This is a genomic window from Peptostreptococcus stomatis DSM 17678 (assembly GCF_000147675.1).
Lineage (GTDB): Bacteria > Bacillota > Clostridia > Peptostreptococcales > Peptostreptococcaceae > Peptostreptococcus > Peptostreptococcus stomatis.
In genome coordinates this window covers 13,533-32,171 of the sequence record NZ_ADGQ01000057.1, presented here as the reverse complement: position 1 = coordinate 32,171, position 18,639 = coordinate 13,533, and the positions used below count along the sequence as shown (strand labels likewise).

At 37.2% G+C, this 18,639-nt stretch carries 14 protein-coding genes; 1 reads left to right on the top strand and 13 read right to left on the bottom strand.

The annotated features are described in order from the left end of the window. Positions 1-65: 65 nt before the first annotated feature. Both HMPREF0634_RS05665 and HMPREF0634_RS05660 read right to left on the bottom strand, forming a co-directional pair. Positions 66-362 (bottom strand): GIY-YIG nuclease family protein, encoded by a 297-nt coding sequence (locus HMPREF0634_RS05665; RefSeq protein WP_007789870.1) that lies wholly within the window; start codon positions 360-362, stop codon positions 66-68. Positions 363-364: 2 nt separating this feature from the next. Then, positions 365-1,009 (bottom strand): NUDIX hydrolase, encoded by a 645-nt coding sequence (locus HMPREF0634_RS05660; RefSeq protein ID WP_007789886.1) that lies wholly within the window; start codon positions 1,007-1,009, stop codon positions 365-367. Between the two features lie 69 nt (positions 1,010-1,078). Here HMPREF0634_RS05660 and HMPREF0634_RS05655 point away from each other — a divergent pair, with 69 nt between their 5' ends. Continuing rightward, entirely contained in the window at positions 1,079-1,336 is a 258-nt protein-coding gene (locus tag HMPREF0634_RS05655) for a hypothetical protein (protein ID WP_040565808.1), read from the top strand. 102 nt (positions 1,337-1,438) lie between these two features. Here HMPREF0634_RS05655 and HMPREF0634_RS05650 read toward each other — a convergent pair whose 3' ends face one another. From HMPREF0634_RS05650 to glgB, 11 genes are all read right to left on the bottom strand, one after another. Then, positions 1,439-2,248: an Mrp/NBP35 family ATP-binding protein gene (locus HMPREF0634_RS05650; RefSeq protein ID WP_007789826.1), complete on the bottom strand. Its 810-nt coding sequence runs from the start codon at positions 2,246-2,248 to the stop codon at positions 1,439-1,441. Beyond that, the gene (gene add / locus HMPREF0634_RS05645) at positions 2,248-3,249 is read right to left on the bottom strand and encodes an adenosine deaminase (protein WP_007789786.1); all 1,002 of its coding nucleotides are present in this window, start codon (positions 3,247-3,249) and stop codon (positions 2,248-2,250) included. The genes HMPREF0634_RS05650 and add overlap by 1 nt, the downstream gene beginning before the upstream one ends. Positions 3,250-3,408: 159 nt before the next feature. Continuing rightward, positions 3,409-5,037, bottom strand: a complete 1,629-nt coding sequence (locus tag HMPREF0634_RS05640) for a Na/Pi cotransporter family protein (RefSeq protein ID WP_007789790.1) — start codon at positions 5,035-5,037, stop codon at positions 3,409-3,411. 138 nt (positions 5,038-5,175) lie between these two features. Further along, on the bottom strand, positions 5,176-6,048 hold the full coding sequence (locus HMPREF0634_RS05635) for a radical SAM protein (RefSeq protein WP_007789776.1): 873 nt from the start codon (positions 6,046-6,048) through the stop codon (positions 5,176-5,178). Positions 6,049-6,196: 148 nt separating this feature from the next. Then, on the bottom strand, positions 6,197-7,561 hold the full coding sequence (locus tag HMPREF0634_RS05630) for a GTP pyrophosphokinase (RefSeq protein WP_007789795.1): 1,365 nt from the start codon (positions 7,559-7,561) through the stop codon (positions 6,197-6,199). A 181-nt stretch (positions 7,562-7,742) separates the two neighbouring features. Continuing rightward, the gene (locus HMPREF0634_RS09390) at positions 7,743-10,181 is read right to left on the bottom strand and encodes a cell wall-binding repeat-containing protein (RefSeq protein WP_007789824.1); all 2,439 of its coding nucleotides are present in this window, start codon (positions 10,179-10,181) and stop codon (positions 7,743-7,745) included. 134 nt (positions 10,182-10,315) lie between these two features. Then, a complete protein-coding gene (locus HMPREF0634_RS05620) occupies positions 10,316-12,706 on the bottom strand; it encodes a glycogen/starch/alpha-glucan phosphorylase (RefSeq protein ID WP_007789861.1) in 2,391 nt (796 codons plus the stop codon). A gap of 179 nt (positions 12,707-12,885) precedes the next feature. Further along, positions 12,886-14,310, bottom strand: a complete 1,425-nt coding sequence (gene glgA / locus HMPREF0634_RS05615; RefSeq protein ID WP_007789815.1) for a glycogen synthase GlgA — start codon at positions 14,308-14,310, stop codon at positions 12,886-12,888. A gap of 90 nt (positions 14,311-14,400) precedes the next feature. Continuing rightward, positions 14,401-15,507: a glucose-1-phosphate adenylyltransferase subunit GlgD gene (glgD, locus tag HMPREF0634_RS05610; RefSeq protein ID WP_007789876.1), complete on the bottom strand. Its 1,107-nt coding sequence runs from the start codon at positions 15,505-15,507 to the stop codon at positions 14,401-14,403. Positions 15,508-15,518: 11 nt separating this feature from the next. Continuing rightward, positions 15,519-16,691 (bottom strand): glucose-1-phosphate adenylyltransferase, encoded by a 1,173-nt coding sequence (locus HMPREF0634_RS05605; protein WP_007789782.1) that lies wholly within the window; start codon positions 16,689-16,691, stop codon positions 15,519-15,521. Positions 16,692-16,715: 24 nt separating this feature from the next. Continuing rightward, positions 16,716-18,581 (bottom strand): 1,4-alpha-glucan branching protein GlgB, encoded by a 1,866-nt coding sequence (gene glgB, locus HMPREF0634_RS05600; protein WP_007789788.1) that lies wholly within the window; start codon positions 18,579-18,581, stop codon positions 16,716-16,718. Positions 18,582-18,639: the final 58 nt, after the last annotated feature.

Sequence of the window (18,639 nt, the reverse complement as noted above, 5' to 3'; positions counted from 1 at the left end):
CAATATAAATTTGCAATAAATTAAAGGACTCTTATTCTTTTTAAAAATGAATTTGAGTCCTTTTTCTATTCTACAATTAGGCCTATTTCATAGTCTAAGCCTAACTCGTCTAAAGCCCTGGTCTGCCCCTTTAATAGGTCTTCTTTTTCCTTCTTTGATAACTTCTTTATATGGGCCTCAAACTTCATTGCATCAGACTTACTAGCTGAGGATATATAAAACTCCAACCTTTTATAGCCCTTTGCCTTTACGTACTTGGCTCCCTTGCCTGCCTTGTGCTGGTCCATCCTCTTACCAATATCCGTCGTATAGCCACAGTATAGACTCCCATCACCACACCTTAATAAATACGTAAAATACATGACTAGCAACCTGCAAATTCCTTTAAAATTAACCAGGCCTTTATGTCTATATTTACATCCTTCCTGGCAAGTAGTTTTCTGGCTTCTTCCTTGGTCATATACATGGGCTCTATCAGCTCCGTATCCTCCATATAGTCATTGGACAGACTTCCCCCCACCCTGCCATAGACAATGGCCAAGGATTCATCCGACATACCTACAGAAGCATAGGCCTTGTGGCAGGTCCTATCCTTGTCTATACTAATAAGGTCCAGGCCTGTTTCTTCCTTCATCTCCCTAATGGCAGTCTCATAGATATCGTCTCCAGGGTCTACCAAACCGGCTGGTAGGGAATAAATATAGTCATTAATAGGTATCCTAAATTCTCTTATTACGACTAAAGCATCCTGGTTTTGGGGAAAAATTTCTTGATTAGATTCATCACCAGTATCCTTATAGCCAACAATGATAACGGCATCTACCCTGTCTTTATCAGTTTTATTCATTATCTTATCTATATACTTGTCTTGGGGCATCCTGGATGCAACTATCCATTTTTTGTCATTGTTTTGCCTATCTTTAAAGTCTACTTCAAAGACATTTAAAAATTTTGACGCATAAACATTAATTATATTTTTTATTTTAGGTAGTTTAATATTATTATTCACTTTACAACCTTTCTATTTACTTCTTAAGTAAAATTTTGTATAATATAAATATAGTAAAGGGGTGATTTTATGCCAAATAAAAATAAAACTGATAAATTATCATGTGTCAACAAAAAATTCTTTGATTTTGTTGAAAAGCACATCAATGATTTTGTCGAAATAGATTCTTACCTAAGCCAGTCTAAACTTTATGGTGTAGTATCTGAATACGATGATTTATCATTGACCCTTTCTCAAACTAATATGGATGAGAAACACCCAGACTACAATAACCAGAAGGTTTTGTATGTTCCGTTGAACTCAATTAAGTCTATTAAAATATTGTAGTATACAATACCGAGATAAAACATATCTCGGTATTTTTTCATTTACTATATTCTTTTTGGAGTCTATTTATAATATCTTCCCTCAGTAGCAATCATCAGCCACCTATAAAATTATCCTTCTCTTGCAGAAAGTTGAAACCTTGTCCACTACCCCACCTAGGATTTCATCTAATTCAGGACTGACTTCATCCATACCTTCATTAGACAGCTTTATTATCTCTGGAGACATTGGTAACTCTGCCAACATATCAAGGGAATGTTCTTTTATAAATTGGTCCCAACCCTCATCATTATGCATCCTGATCTTTTCTGAACAATTAGGACATTCTATGTAGCTCATGTTCTCTATTATACCAATTACTGGTACATTCAACTGCTTGGCCATATTTACGGCCTTAGAAACTATCATTGATACCAGGTTCTGAGGCATAGATACCATTATTATACCCTTGATTGGTATTGATTGCATGACAGTCAAGGCAACATCCCCAGTTCCAGGAGGCATATCTATCAATAGGTAGTCCAAGTCGCCCCACAATACATCTGTATAGAACTGTTGAACTACTGACCCTATCATAGGTCCCCTCCATATTACAGGCTTGCTTTCCTCATCCATGATTAGGTTTAGGGAAATTACCTTGATACCATTGGGTGCTGTAACAGGTACTATATTGTCGCCATCTGAATATGCCATCTGCTTGTCTATATGCATTAACCTAGGTATACTTGGGCCTGTGATATCAGCATCTAAGATACCCACCTTATAGCCTTGGTCATTTAATTTATTGGCTATAAGGCTGGTCATAGTTGACTTACCAACACCACCCTTACCACTCATTACTCCAACTATGTGTCTTATCTTGTTCTTATTTCCAGCATTCTTAATCTCTGGATTTGAATTATTATTAGTCATTATATTATCCTCCTGACCTTATCAATTAATTTATCCTTTGTATCTTGGTCTGCAAAAGAGGCATCTACAGCCCTCTCGTATATCTTCATATAAGCAGGCCTATCTATAGCTAAAAGTGGACCTATCGCCTCCAACTCATGATCTAGACTCGTATTAGAAACCGTCCTATTATCTGTATTAATAGAAATGCTAAGCCCATCTCTATAATAGTATATAGCCGGATGTTTTTCAAGTAGGTCTACTGCTTTCGTCTGCAAATTGCTAGTTGGGCACACTTCCAGATGAACATTATTTTCCTTAACTAACCTATAGGCCTCTTCAGATTGGTATAGGTTAGTCCCATGCCCAATCCTCTCTGCCCCAAGTATTCGTATAGCATCTAATACATTTTGACCAGATCCAGCTTCACCGGCATGGATTGTAACCCTATAGCCCATGTCCCTGGCCAGGCCTATAGCTTCAACAAATTTATAGGCAAAGCCTTCGTCTTCCTTACCAGCCAAATCTATACCGACAAGTCCCTTATTCAGGTATGGATAACCAGCCTTAATAGTCTTGATAGCCGCCTCCTCACTCATATTTTTCATACAACATATTATGATATTACCCTCTATATCAAGGTCTTTTTTGGCCCTTTCCATACCCCCTATTACGGCCTCAATAGCATCTCTTTCAGTAAGACCCTTGCGAGTATGTAATACTGGGGCAAACCTAAGCTCTAAATAGACCACATTTTCCTTATAGGCATCTTCAAATACCTCGTAAGTCAACCTTTCTAAAGATTCTTTGTCTTGCATGACTCTTAGGGGTAGGTCAAATTTTTCAAGGTAAGTCACAAGTGAGTCACAATCGCCACTTATCTTTAAGGCCTTGTCTATATTGCTTTCATCTAGGCCTTCTTCTAGCTTATTTTTTCTCAAGAGGTCTAGGACTGAATCTGGTCTCAGGGACCCATCCAGGTGACAGTGTAGTTCAATCTTTGGCGCATTGGCAAAATCCATAATACTATAACCCCCTTTTTATCCTATATACAAATATACTGATATGCGAGACACATACCAGTATACTATATAGATTATTTACTTACATTACTTGTTATATCTCTTCTTTGACCCAGCTAACCAGGTCCCATTAATTTATATATGTGGTTTAAGTCTAAACTATAGGCTTACATGTCCACTCATTCTTCCCAATTCTTCAGTTATATTAATAGAATGGTCAGATATTCTTTCCAGGTTACTTATAATATCCAGGAAGTATATACCTGCTTCTACTGAACAAGTACCACTACGCAATCTTACCATATGTGAATTTCTTGCATTTTGTTCTAATATGTTTATTTCTCTTTCTCTATCTGTTATAGTAGCTGCCAACTCAAAATCACTAGTCTTTAAGGCTGTAATAGAATCGTAGAAGTTTTTAGATGCCAATTCGAATAAGGTATCCAATTCCTTAGTCGCATCATCTGTAAACTTAACCTTCTTGTCTTCCATAAACTGAGAAATTTCTGCTATATTATCTGCATGGTCACCAACTCTTTCAATGTCGTTTACTATATGGAATAGGACATCGGCCTTAATTCTTTCAAGGTCACTCAAGTTTCTATTTGAAAGGGCGAACAAGAAATTAGTTATATCCAACTGTAGGGTATTTATCATCTTTTCATACTCAAAAGTCTTCTCTCTTTTTTCGTGGCTAAAAGTCTTGACTGCATCATAGGCTGAATCCAAGGCACGAGTAGAGCGACTAGCCATTCTTATTACTTCATCAACCGTATTTGATAGGGCGATTGATGGAGTTTCCAGGATTCTTTCGTCCAAGAACTTTGTAGTATGGATGTTTTCCAAATCTTCATCTTCTGTGTATGGCACTAACTTAGTAGCCAACTTAACCAAATATGAGCTAAATGGCAATAGGACTATTACATTTACCACATTGAATAGGGTATGAGCATTGGCTATCTGTCTAGGGACATTTGTTGGGTCTATGCTAGTAACCAAGGCAACTATTGGTTTACTCAATACTATTATAAATAAGAGTGTACCGATAACATTAAAGCATAAGTGCATAATGGCCGCCCTTCTGGCATTCCTACTAGCACCTACTGTAGATAATAGAGAAGTAACACAAGTACCTATATTATCACCGTATAAGACTGGTAGGGCTGCTGTGATAGGTAGGAGTCCTTGTGAAGCAAGAACTATCAGTATACCTATAGAGGCACTTGAACTCTGGATAGTACCAGTAATCACGAAACCTGCCAAAATACCTAGTACTGGATTTTTACTTAAATACAACATTGCATCATGGACCTGTGGCATTTCAGAAACAGGAGCCGCGGCAGCCTTCATAAAGTTCATACCTACGAATAGGATACCAAAACCTATTAGTATTTCACTTATATTCTTGACATTCTTCTTTTTTGTAAAAAACCAGAATGCCATACCAATACCAATCGCCATTGGGGCATATTTTTCAATGTTAAATGACACCAACTGGGCTGTTACTGTAGTACCTACATTAGCCCCCATAATAACTCCAACTGCCTGCTGTAATGACATGATACCTGCATTTACGAAACCGATTGTCATAACAGTAGTAGCACTAGAACTCTGTATAATTGCTGTAACCAGGGTACCGACTAAGACACCCATTATCTTGTTGGTTGTCAACATCTCAATAATCTTCTTAAGCTTTTCGCCTGCAGCCTTCTGCAGACCATCACCCATTACATTCATTCCATAGAGGAACATACCCAATCCACCGATTAGGGAAATTGCAATATTCATATTATCTACACCTCATATTCTAATAAAATTACCCAACTTGGCATATTAATTTTACCTACCCTACAATAATACCATGAAAGACAAAAAAAATGTTAATAGAAAGCTAAATTTAACATTCTATTAACATTTATACCTATTCTATATACTTGTCTTTATCTTATAAAACATATCCTCCAAGGCCTCTTCATCACCGAGAATAGGCTTTATAAAGTATGTATTTTTCTGTAGGGGGCCTACATTCATATATCCCCTATTGCTTACATTGATCCTACGTAGGTCTTCTTCATAGTCTCTAGAACCTGCCCTGATAATACCTACCCTACCCTGGGCACCGTTTATTTTAAAATACTTGGCTACACTCAAGTCCTCATCATCAGACCTATCTATGGCCTCTGTGTTCTCTATATAGTCTTGTAGGTCCATATAACCCCTCTCATATACATTCTTGGATATATTGTAAGGTAAGAGTTCTATAAGCCTAACATCTAGCTTGCTGTTTATAGTCAACCTCATAAAGTCCACTAGTTCATCATCATTAAAGTCTTTGATGGCCACACAGTTTATCCTGACATCTATATTTGCTGCCTGGCATGCATCTATAGAAAGATATACTTCCTTTAGGTTACCACCACCAGTCAAGGCATTGTACCTGTACTCTTTCAAAGAATCCAGAGATATATTCACACTGTTAAGACCAAGGTTCTTAAGGTCAAGTATCCTTGTCCCAAGACCTATACCATTAGTGGTCATGCCTATATCCTCTATACCACAATCACGGGCATAGGCTATTAGGACTTCTAAATTTCTATATAGTAGTGGCTCGCCACCAACAAACTTAATCTTCTTCAATCCCCTATCAGCAAAAAACTTGATAATGGACTTAAAATCATCAGGTGACATAGCCTGGTCATCTTGACCAATAATATTTACTTCTTCTTCAGGTCTTGAATACATGACCGGATAGTTGTCTTCCTCAGTCAAGATAAGCCTCAAATATGTTAAATCGTTCAATTAAACCACCTCTAAACATCTCTAATATTTCTACCACTACTAGCTAGCTTCGTAATATCAATTTTTATAAATAATTCCTATAGCTAGCTAATACCCAGATTTTATTTAAGCCAAATATATTTAAGCAAATTATATAAAATATTTATCCCTAATTATAGATTTTCATCAAGCTATCAACCATAATCTTTGAGATAATCCTCTTTTGTTCCATATATTCATAGTAGGTCTCAAACTCATAGCAGACATAATCCAAGCCCTCAGAAGCTGTCTTTCTCATCTTGGTTAGGTTGACATCAAAAAAGATATCTATCCTGCCGACCTTGCTGATTACCTTGTAAATGCAATCATACATGTCCTCAATAATCTTAATGCTGTACTCACCAAATGAATCCATAAGATCATATAGGCTATCCTTGGTAATTAAGGACCTCTTGAAATACCTGACAAAATTAGAAAAATCATCTACGTTATTGTCCGGTTCTAGCTCAAATAGTATCCTGAAGAAGAGATTCCAAGGAACTTCTATGTTCATCTTGTCTATAAAGATATTGGCTATATCCCTAGAAAATACATCATCAAACTTTGGCTCATGTTCTAATACCAGGCCATCATTGAAGTTTATATCCTTATTTAAAAATTCATTAATCTTCTTGTACTCTTCCGTCATAAAGGCACTCAAGCCATCTATGCTATCCTCATACTTTTGTAGAGAATAGTCCAATATGGTCTCACAAGGCTTCTTAAAGTCTATAGAAAAGGACAACTGCTCATCCATCTTATAGGTAATAGTATCATAAAGTAGCTTGGAAAATACTGTCTTTATCTCATCCCTACCAAACTTGGAATTTAGCTTTGTATCAGGTTTAAAGTTCTTGTATATGCTGAGTAGCTGGTCGTCTATCATAGTCAGGTTATTCTTAATTGATATCATCATATCCTTGATAAACTGGTCCTCTAAAAGATAGGTCGTATTCTTGTAGATAATCTTGTGTTCTATTTCACTCCAAAAGACATTTACCAGTGCCTTTATCTGGAGCTCAAACTTTATCTTCTTGTCTGCCAGCCTGTATTCTCCATCTATCTTGTAAATCTCAAAACCATTTTTCTGCTTGAGTGGTTGCTTTTCAAATAAATAAAGTCTAATATTCTTGTTTGACTTGGCATAGAAAAACTTCCTGTCATCAGTCTGCTTAAAATAATTTTTTATCTGCATAAAAATATCTTTTTCATCCCTGACAAACTTGCACTCTATTCTGACACCTATAATATCGGGTATCTCTGAAAACAAAACTTCAGGGTCATCATAATCTATTAGGTACCTATTTCTGATAATCTTCTCCTTCAAACTGCTCTCAGACTTTATCCTAGAGCTGACAGACATCAATTCATTTTCCTTGAGTGGTATTGAAGCAAAAAACTTAACTAGTTCATATTCAATTTCCTCTAGTGTTTTTTGCTGCTTTCTAAGTATATCTATAGCTGATTCGATAAATTCGAACTCCTGTAAACTCATAATTTCCTCCATTGTATAAAAATACTCTCATATACATTATAGCAAAAAAAAATCGTTTTTTTGAAGATTTAAGCAGACGAGACTTTAAGTATATTAAATATAAAAGTCCCCCATAGGACTATTATATCCTAGAGGGGACCCTTATATGTTATTCAATAAATATTCTAACAGTTTTTAATAACTAATTTATATTAGAATTATAGACAGACATTACCTTTTTAGGTACATATCTTTCTCCACCAACTGCTATAAGCTTGCTAATCTTAGATGCCTTGATATAGTCAGCTACTGGCTTACTTGCATTCTTGCTAGGTGTTAGCAATATTGGCGCATTGTACTTAGCTCCTACTGGTCCTATAACTAGGGCGTCAGCAAATACCTCTCCTGATGCCATGTAAGCTCTTTCAGACTGAGGGAACTTAGCCTTAGCTATCTGAACAGATGTTTCATATCTATTCTTTCCTGCCATTCTTTCTAGTACCTTAGGTAACTTTCCTTCTGTAGACTTAGATATAGTATCTTCTCCACCTACTAGGTAAGTTTCCTTGATTGATAATTTTGCAAATGCATTGTTAACCTCTGTTGGTACTAGGTTCTTCTTTACCAATAAGATTGGATAAGCATTCTTCGCAGCAAATGGACTAACTGCTAGGGCATCTGGGAATACTTCTCCTGAAGCTATTACAGCCTTGTGAGTAAGACCGCTTATGCCTACTACCCTATTTGCTACAGCTACAGAAGTACCATATCTATCAAGACCTGCTATTCTTTCAACTGTATCCTTGTCAAAGGCCTTTAATTCATTCTGAACACCGGCAGATACAGAATTAACTCCACCAACGATAATAACATCCTTGGCACCTAGTCTCTTTATTTCAGCCTTAACTCTTTCATCTAGCTTGTTTGAGCCAGTAAGAAGGATCGGTGCATTTAACTGCTTTGATAATACAGTTGCAGTCATTGAATCTGGGAACAGGTCCTTTCTAACTACAATTACAGTATCAGCACTAGGATATTCTGACTTAGAAATATTTATAGCAGTTTCTACCCTGTCATCTCCTGGTATTCTTGGGTCTGGAGTAGGTGTTGGAGTTTCTCCTCCTCCACCGCCACCGCCACCTGAACCGTTGCTAGTCTTGTTATAAATAGCATATACAGTTATAGGGTCAGTAACTAGTGTATCTTCGTCGAACTTAGTACCATTGCCATCAGCTCTTGTATTCCATTCTTTGAAAGTGTATGTGTATCCGTTTGAAACAAAAGCAGCAGGATTGTCTGCTATAGTATCGCCATCAGTGCCTAAAGCTGGCTTTATTCCGTCATTTAGAGAATCTCCCTTAAGAGAACCATTATAGGCAACATTAGATCTTCCTAAATCCTGGGCTCCAGTATCACCTAAAGCTGCTGAGTTCTTATCAAACTTTACAGAACTAAAAGTGTAATTAATTGATACCGGAGATGATACATTAATTTCTGGTATTGGTCTTGAATAATCGCCACCTAAATACCAAGGATACTCTGGCATCTTTACATATCCATCAACTGTACCAGTAATATTGGCACTTCTCTTAGCCTTAAATAATTCTAATGCCTTGGCTTTAGAAATCGTCAAGTTTGTATTAGAAACCATCTTCATTTTTTCATTTTCAACATCTTTTCCACTTCTATCAGGAATTACCTTACCACCATAATATCCATTAGTTCTAACAATTGCCCTTAGTGTTATTTTTCTAGTCTTATTAGGATTTTTAATAGTAAAGTTTACATTAGGTGTAGTATTTGAAACAAGTTCAGTAATATCCCACTTGTCTGCTCCTGTAACTTCCTTTATTTCAAATTTATCCCTAGTAACAGTATCAAAGGCCATATATGGCTGGAAATAGCTCCCCACAAAAGTCATGCTTAATTCATCAGGAACATCTACCTCATCAGGAATAGTTACATTAAGGTCTACATGTGTATACTTTGCCCCCTTAGCAGAACTACCCTTATCTCTCTGAGTATTTGTCATAATAGAAAAGCCATTACCAGTATATAGCCAATGTGCAATGCCTTTGCTTAGTTCAAAACTTGACTCTAACTTAATGTCATAAGTATTTTGTGTTTCATCATAGTAAAGGTTTATATTATGGTCATTTGCGTTGTTATCCACAGTACCATTAATTCTTGAACCAGGTACAGTCTCTGCATCTGTCATACCAAAATTGATATAGGCCTTATTTTTACTAAAATTAGTTGCACTAGAACTACTAAAATAAACTGGGTATAGGGTAGACACATTGTCATCTACCAGTCTTGATACCGGCTCATACTTATAGTAAAATTTTGCATCCTTATTAGCGTGATAATTGGAAACATCACTCCAACCTATAAAATAAGCTGCACCCGGGCCTCTACCAGTTTTATCCGGTTCTCCCCTATTGTCTGTACCCCCTATAGGTTCATTGTCTGCATTAAAAGCGATGTTTACATCTCCAGATGACCCTTTAAAAACTACATTGTAGGGATAACCTGCTGCCAAAGCTGAATTTAATGAAAGTCCACTTACAGCCACCAAAGATAAAATCATCACTAAACAGATTGTCTTTTTTAAAGACTTTTTAAAGAGTTTTTTTATCATTATGATCTCCTTTCTTATTTGTCTTGGCACCTTGCCAAAAATTTATAATAATTCTTATGGCACAAGCAATCAAAGTATGACTTATTTATTAGTCCTACCATAAAAAATTATATCAAATTAGTTTTTTCCTAGGCCTACCTACCAGCCCTAGCTATATGCCAGATACCATCAGTATATTCCTGTGTAGCCCTATCTGCTGAGAATATTCCAGACTTAGCTATATTGACTAATGACATCCTGTTCCACCTATCCTTGTCTCCATAGGCCTCTTCTACTTCCTTCTGCTTGTTTACATAGCTTTCAAAGTCGGCTAGGCACATATATGGGTCCTGGTTAATCAGGTAGTCTACAAGATTATCAAATCTTGTTCCGTCTACGTTTATAGTCCTCATAAAGTCAAGTGTTTCCTTGATTTCTGGAACCCTTTCATAGTAGTCTCTTGGTCTATATCCCTTGGCATATAAATCATTTACCTCAGGTGTCTTTAGACCAAATAGGAACATATTATCATCACCTACTGCATCGTGGATTTCAACATTGGCCCCATCTAGGGTACCTATAGTTAGGGCTCCATTTAACATTAGCTTCATGTTACCAGTACCAGATGCTTCCTTACCTGCCTGTGATATCTGTTCACTGACATTGGCTCCCGGTATGATTATTTCTGCTAGTGTTACCCTGTAGTCTTCTAGGAATACTACCTTAATATAGTTTCTAACTAGCGGATCTGCCTCTATCATATCGGATAGGGTACAGATAAACTTAATTATATTCTTAGCCATTACATATCCTGATGATGCCTTGGCTGCAAATATAAATGTTCTTGGTCTAGGTCTTAGGCCATTGAACTTAATCTGTCTATATAGGTAAACTATGTGTAGGGCATTTAAAAGCTGCCTCTTGTATTCATGTAACCTCTTTACCTGGACATCGAATATTGAGTTAATATCTACATTGATTCCATTGGCATCCTTGATATACTTGGCTAACTGTTCCTTCTTTGTATACTTGATCTTTTCAAGGTCTGCTAGGACAGTCTTGTCATCAGCATACTTTAACAATTCTTCTATATTTGATAGGTCCTTGATAAAGTCGCCACCTAGTAGTCCATTCAGGTAGTTTGTTAACTCAGGGTTAGCCTGGCCCAACCATCTTCTATGGGCTATACCATTTGTAACATTGTTGAACTTACCTGGATAAATCCTATTAAATGCTTCAAAAGTATCCGCCTTTAGGATGTCTGTATGTAGACCTGATACACCATTTACATTGTAGCTACCAACTATACAAAGATTTGCCATCCTTATCATATTATTGTGGATGATTGACATAGATTCCAGGTCAGAAGCTGCACCTATTTCATTGCAATACTGACAGAACCTGTTGTTAATCTCCCTTATAATTGTGTATATTCTAGGCAAGATTGGGGCAAATAGGTCCACAGACCACTTTTCTAAAGCCTCTGCCATTATTGTATGGTTAGTGTAGGCAAATACTTTTATAGTAATTTCCCATGCCTTTTCCCAACTGTAATTATAGTCATCCATCAGGATTCTCATCATCTCAGGTATACACATTGATGGGTGAGTATCATTGATATGAATAGCTGCCTTGTCTGCTAAATTATCTAGACTACCATATGTCTTGTAGTGGTTCTTTACTATCTGTTGAAGTGATGCACTAGTAAAGAAGTACTGCTGCTTGATTCTTAGGGCCTTACCCTCATTATTGTCATCAGCAGGATATAGAAGCTTTGAAATAGATTCTGCAATGGCCTCAGATTCAGATGACCTGGCATACTCCCCTCTTTCAAATAGCTTCATATCAAAGCCTGCATTTGCCTTTGACTTCCACAGTCTTAAGACATTAACTGCTTCACTCTTGTATCCTGATATCATCAGGTCATATGGTTCTGCAATTATTGATTTATAGTCTTCATAGTTAACTTTCAAGCCTTCATTAGTCCAATGTTCCTCTGTTTTACCATAGAATTTTATTTCTATCTCTTCATCACTTCTGTGAACTAGACCATACTGGCCCATACCCAGCCAATTGTCCGGATATTCCTGCTGCCAACCATTTGCTATTACCTGCTTGAATATACCAAATTCATACAGGATAGAAAAACCAGTTACAGGGTAATCGTTGCTAGTTAGGGCATCAAGATAACAAGATGCCAATCTACCTAGGCCACCATTTCCTAGGCCTGGATCTGGCTCCATATCATAGATCCTATCAAGGTCGAAGTTCTTTTCAGCCAAGAAACTTCTTACCTCGTCTTCTATACCAAGATTGAAAAGATTATTTCTCAATGTCCTTCCTACCAAAAATTCCATTGACATATAATAAGCCTGCTTCTGGCCACTTTCCTTTAGCTTCTTTGTATAGTCATACCTCTTCTTAGATAGCCTATTTCTAGTTTCTGCCATTAAAGCCTGGTACAACTGTCTCTCATTAGAGTCTTCTAGAGAGTTACCAAACTTTGTCTGTAGATACTGTTCAATATCTTTTGTCATATGATTCATCACATTACTCCTCTATTACTTTTTGTTTAACTTTTTTACCATTAGTACCTATTTTAACCTATAGACACCTTATTGTCTAGTCATAATTAGATAAAAAATTATTTACTTAATTGATAAATTATATGTAATAGCCTACCAAGCTATTTTATGTGATTTTATTACACATTTACATACACTTTTTATACAATTTCATTGTACATTTCTATATACTTTTTAGCTGAATTGTTCCATGACATATCATGGTCCATAGCATTTTTCATAATCTTCTTCCAAGTCTTCTGGTCCAGGTTATACACATCTAAAGCCCTCTTTATGGCATCTAGCATGTCATACATATTATAGCTCTCAAATGTAAAGCCATATCCAGTCATCCTGGTTGGATCAAATGGTTCCACCGTATCTCTCAAGCCTCCTACCCTATTTACTACGGGTATACTACCATACCTCATAGCTATTAACTGGGAAAGGCCACATGGTTCTGACTTAGATGGCATCAAGAATATATCTGAACTGGCATATATCTTTGATGATATTTCATTAGAGAACTTTAGGATGGACCTCATCTTGTCATGTCTCCTATTTTCCAGGTTCCTTAACTGGTCCTCAAAGTAAGGGTCACCTGTCCCTAGAATTACTAACTGGGCCCCCATATTTAGAATATGCTCGGCTGCACCCACTACCAGGTCTATACCCTTTTGACCAGTCAACCTAGTTACCATACCTACCATAGGTATATCTTCACTCACCTCAAGGGCCATTTCCTTCTGGAAGGCCAATTTGTTCTTTATCTTCTTGTTTAGGCTTTTTAGTGAGAACTTCTGACTGATATTAGGATCACTTGATGGGTCGAATTTATCGTAGTCTATACCGTTTACTATCCCTCTTAACTTGCCCCTTTCACTAGAAAGAATCGGGTCAAGACCAAAGGAAAAGTATGGATTTAATAGCTCATTTGCATAGTTTTCACTAACTGTATTCACCCTGTCCGCTAGTTGGATAGCTCCCTTTAAAAGGTTGATATCATGGTCAAACTTCAAGGCTCCCAAGTAGTCATTCCCTAGTCCAAATAGGCTACCCAATAGGTATGGGTTGAACTTTCCCTGGAACTCTACATTATGGATTGAAATTACACTTTTCATATCCTTGTAGAAGTCATTTCTTTCCCTCCTATACCTATCTAGATAGACTACTGACAGGGCTGCATGCCAGTCATTGGCATTCATGACATCCGCCTTAAAATCTATATGTGGCATCATATCTACAGCTGCCTTTGAGAAGAAGGCAAACCTCTCTCCATCATCCGGCTCACCATATGTCTGGTACCTGTTGAAGTACTGCTCATTATCAATAAAGTAGAACTTTATACCCTTGTGTTCTGCCTCAAATATACCGCAATATATATGCTTCCAACCTAGTGATACATATATATATTTTACAAATCTAATATTGTACTTGTTTCTATCAATTGATGAATATAGTGGTAGAACTACTCTTGCATCAACACCATTTTCATTCAAGGCTGCCGGTAAACCACCTATTACATCTCCCAGGCCTCCAACCTTTACAAAGGGGGATGCTTCTGCAGCAACGAATAAAACCTTCACTCACAACACCTCTTTCCATATAAGCTTTCTTCTTTTTTTCTATTCTTATATTTAAAGTCATACTGTATTTAGTTACCCAATGATTAAAAATTAAATCGTTTTTTTCTTAGGAACTATAAACTGGCAATTCCTATCGCCCTTTAGCTCCTTGCCTTCTGTAATAACTACTTCCTTGTCTGTAATTACATAGTCCAACTTGGCACCTGCCTTGATATTTGTACTAGACATTATAATACAGTTTTTAAGCTCAACGCCTTCTTCTATAGTTACATCTCTGAATATTACAGAATTTTCCACCTTACCATTTATATGGCAACCATCTGCCAGTATAGAGTTGGATACACTTGATTTTTCACCATAGCTAGTAGGAACACTGTCCCTTACCCTTGTAAGTATCTCCGTACCTGACAAGAATATCTCCTTGATGATGTTTTCATCTAATAGGTCCATATGGAAATCATAATAACTTTCCAGACTGTTTATAACCTTACAATAACCCTTTACCTCATAGGCATATACATTTAACCTATTGAAGTTCTTTGATATATAGTCTCTCACTATGTCTTCCCAACCTAGTGTGATACCCTTCTGGATAATCTCCTTTAGAAGGTCCCTATGCATAATTGTAATCTTTAATAGGGTATTACATTCATAATCTGCCCCATTCTTATGGTATAGGGAGTCGTAGGCCCTATTCTTAGTATCAAGAATCATTTCTATTTCATCATTTTGAGGCTTTCTCTTTACTACTGCCACTGTTACATCAGCATTGTTTTCTTCATGGTACTTCAGTAGGTCCTTGTAGTCGATATTACAGATTATATTTGAATCTACAAGTATACAGTAGTCCTGTAACCTGCTCTCCATATACTGACTGGCATTGCTCAAGGATTCAAATTTATTCCTAGCCAGACCAGTATCTGAAATTGCAAGTGGTGGTATTATTTTTAGACCACCATTTTTCCTGTTTAGGTTCCAGTCCTTACCCCAGCCCACATGGTCCATAAGCGAGTTATAGTTATTAGTAGTCAATATTCCTATGTCATCCACATCTGCCTTAACCAGGGAAGATAGGGTAAAATCAACAATTCTATACCTACAAGCTACAGGTAGAGAAGCAAGGGACCTGTTTTTTATTAGACCTTCTATATCGTAATTCTTGTAATTATCCGCAAATATTAAACAAAATCCATTCATAATATCCCCTCCTACATCTTCTTAAATATCTCATTAGGACCGACTACATCCTTGTTGGCAACAACTGTAATCATATCCTTACCAACTTCTATATTTTCGTGACCAACTATTGCCTTTTCACCAATCACTGCATCCTCAGCTACTATGGAATTGTATACCTTGGCATTCTTGCCTATAACCGCATTTTTCATTATTACACTATTTACTATCTCTGCACCTTCATTAATATAGACGCCAGATGATACGACAGATTCTTTGACACAACCCTTAACTGTACTACCTTCAGATATCATGGAATTAGATAGCTTGGCCTTAGGTCCGATATACTGGGCCATAGACTCATAGTGTCTACAGTAGATTCTCCATAGAGGGTCATATATGCAGAAATTGTCAGCATTGCTTAGAAGGTCCATATTAGCCTGCCATAGACTCTCTATAGTTCCAACGTCCTTCCAATAACCCTTAAATGGATAGGCAAATATCTTCTTTCCATCTGCCAACATCATTGGTATCACGTCCTTACCAAAGTCATAGCTAGTATCTTCAGCCTGTTCACATTTTTCTAGGTATAACTTTAACTGTGACCAGTTGAATATATAGATACCCATAGAGGCCTTTGTAGAAATAGGCTTTTCAGGTTTTTCAACAAATTCGCTAACTGATAGGTCTGACATGGTATTTAGGATACCAAACCTGCTAGCCTCTTCAATAGGTACATCTATGTGGGCTACAGTCAGGTCTGCACCCTTGGACTTATGGAACTTCAACATTTCATTGTAGTTCATCTTGTATATATGGTCACCAGAAAGAATCAAGACATATTCAGGGTCATACTGTTCTATATACTTCATGTTCTGGTAGATAGCATTTGATGTACCCTTGTACCAGTCTCCTGTTTCTCCACCTGTATATGGAGGTAGGATTGACAAGCCACCATCCATCCTGTCTAAATCCCATGGTGCACCATTACCCATATAGCTATTTAGTTCTAGTGGCATAAACTGAGTCAATACTCCCACTGTCGATATACCTGAATTTACACAATTTGACAAAGGAAAGTCTATTATCTTATACTTACCACCAAATGGAACTGCTGGTTTGGCCATATTCTTTGTTAGGGCTCTAAGCCTAGTTCCCTGACCACCTGCTAATAGCATAGCAACTATTTCTTTTTTTAAACTCATAGCATTACCTCTCTAAAATACTTCTTACTTTTCAACCAAATATAGGCTACCAAATGAACCGATATTAACCTCTATATAGTAGTCAAACCCATTAAACTCAGACTTTACTGAATGAATATTCCTGTTAACCAAACCGTCTCCACCGTATTTCTTGGCATCACTATTCAACAAGATCTTATATTTTTTATCGGAGCTAACTCCAATCTTATACTTCTTAAGCTTCTGAGATGAGAAGTTGCAGATAACCAGCATTTCATTGCCCTTGGCATCATACCTGGTAAATGTAAATACATTATTAGTATAGTCATCTACAGTATTCCACCTAAAGCCATCCCAGTTCGTATCTAACTCCCAAAGTTGTTTATGCTTGGCATATATAGTATTCAGGTCCTTGACAAACTTCTTATGGTTGGCATGTATTGGATAATCCAATAGGACCCAATCCAACTGCCTTTCATCATTCCATTCTATAACTTGGGCTATGTCTGTTCCCATAAAGGTCAACTTCTTGCCTGGATGGGCATACATATAGGCCAAAAATACCCTTAGACTCTTAAACTTGTCCTCATAAGCCACATATGCTTTTTCCAAGATAGACTTCTTACCATGTACTACCTCATCGTGTGATAGGGCCAGTATGTAGTTTTCGCTAAAGGCATATGTGATAGAAAAAGTCATATTATTATGGATTCCAGACCTAAAGAAGGGGTCAGCTTCTAGATATTTTAGGGAATCATTCATCCATCCCATATTCCACTTAAAGTCAAAACCTAGTCCACCATCCTCTATAGGATGACTAACCTTTGGCCAGGCTGTAGATTCTTCTGCTATCATCATGGCTCCCGGGAAAACATCATGTACATGTTTATTTAACTTCTTTAAGAAGTCTAGCACCTCCAGGTTTTCCTTGCCACCGTAAATGTTTGGTCTCCACTCGCCACCCTGTCTAAAGTAGTCAAGATATAGCATGGAAGAAACTGCATCTACCCTCAAGCCATCTATGTGGAACTTGTCTAACCAGTAGACTGCATTTGATATCAAGAAGGAAATCACTTCATTTTTACCATAGTCAAAGACCCTAGTTCCCCACTCCTTATGCTCCATTTTTAGGGGGTCTGAGTACTCGTAGACACATGAGCCATCAAATTCAAAGAGGCCAGATTCATCCTTTGGAAAATGTCCTGGTACCCAGTCTAGGATTATACCTATATTGTTTTGATGAAGTAGGTCCACCAGATACATTAGGTCTTCCGGTAAACCATACCTAGATGTAGGTGCAAAGTAACCTGTAACCTGGTATCCCCAAGACTTGTCATATGGGTGCTCCATCAAAGGAAGTAGTTCTACATGTGTATACTTCATTTCCTTTAAATATGCAAGTAGATAGTCTGCGTATTCACGATAGGAATAGAAGTCCCCATTTTCCCTGGTCTTCCAAGTGCCAAGGTGCAATTCATATATATTCATTGGACCTTCCTTAGGTACCTTTCTGGACTTCATCCAAGCCTGGTCACCCCATTCATAGTTATTGAATTTATATACTTTTGATGAGGTATTTGGCCTAGTCTCAAAGTGTCTTGCATATGGGTCGGACTTATACAAGGTCCTACCATCCTGAGTTTCGAATACATACTTGTATGCATCAAATTGTTTAATGTTTTTTATACGGCATTCATATATTCCTGAGTCTGTAACCTTATCAGCCTCGTAAACAAAGGGTTCCCAGTTACAAAACTCTCCAGTAACATATACCTTCTTGGCCCCTGGAGCCCATACCCTAAAGGTGCACTCATCACCATCAAGGAAAGAGCCCATATAATCGAAAGCCCTGTAGTTAGTACCTTCATGGAATAGATATTTAGCCAAATCGTTGTTTTGGTCTTTTTTCATGCTCTTATCACCTCACCACACATATTGTTTCTTATACCTATTTAATGTATTCATTTAT

Bases quoted from the DNA above. Each gene is read 5' to 3' on its own strand.
- HMPREF0634_RS05665 (WP_007789870.1), bottom strand. From the start codon at position 362: ATGTATTTTACGTATTTATTAAGGTGTGGTGATGGGAGTCTATACTGT.
- HMPREF0634_RS05655 (WP_040565808.1), top strand. From the start codon at position 1,079: ATGCCAAATAAAAATAAAACTGATAAATTATCATGTGTCAACAAAAAA.
- HMPREF0634_RS05650 (WP_007789826.1), bottom strand. From the start codon at position 2,248: ATGACTAATAATAATTCAAATCCAGAGATTAAGAATGCTGGAAATAAG.
- add (WP_007789786.1), bottom strand. From the start codon at position 3,249: ATGGATTTTGCCAATGCGCCAAAGATTGAACTACACTGTCACCTGGAT.
- HMPREF0634_RS05640 (WP_007789790.1), bottom strand. From the start codon at position 5,037: ATGAATATTGCAATTTCCCTAATCGGTGGATTGGGTATGTTCCTCTAT.
- HMPREF0634_RS05630 (WP_007789795.1), bottom strand. From the start codon at position 7,561: ATGAGTTTACAGGAGTTCGAATTTATCGAATCAGCTATAGATATACTT.
- HMPREF0634_RS09390 (WP_007789824.1), bottom strand. From the start codon at position 10,181: ATGATAAAAAAACTCTTTAAAAAGTCTTTAAAAAAGACAATCTGTTTA.
- HMPREF0634_RS05620 (WP_007789861.1), bottom strand. From the start codon at position 12,706: ATGAATCATATGACAAAAGATATTGAACAGTATCTACAGACAAAGTTT.
- glgD (WP_007789876.1), bottom strand. From the start codon at position 15,507: ATGAATGGATTTTGTTTAATATTTGCGGATAATTACAAGAATTACGAT.
- HMPREF0634_RS05605 (WP_007789782.1), bottom strand. From the start codon at position 16,691: ATGAGTTTAAAAAAAGAAATAGTTGCTATGCTATTAGCAGGTGGTCAG.
- glgB (WP_007789788.1), bottom strand. From the start codon at position 18,581: ATGAAAAAAGACCAAAACAACGATTTGGCTAAATATCTATTCCATGAA.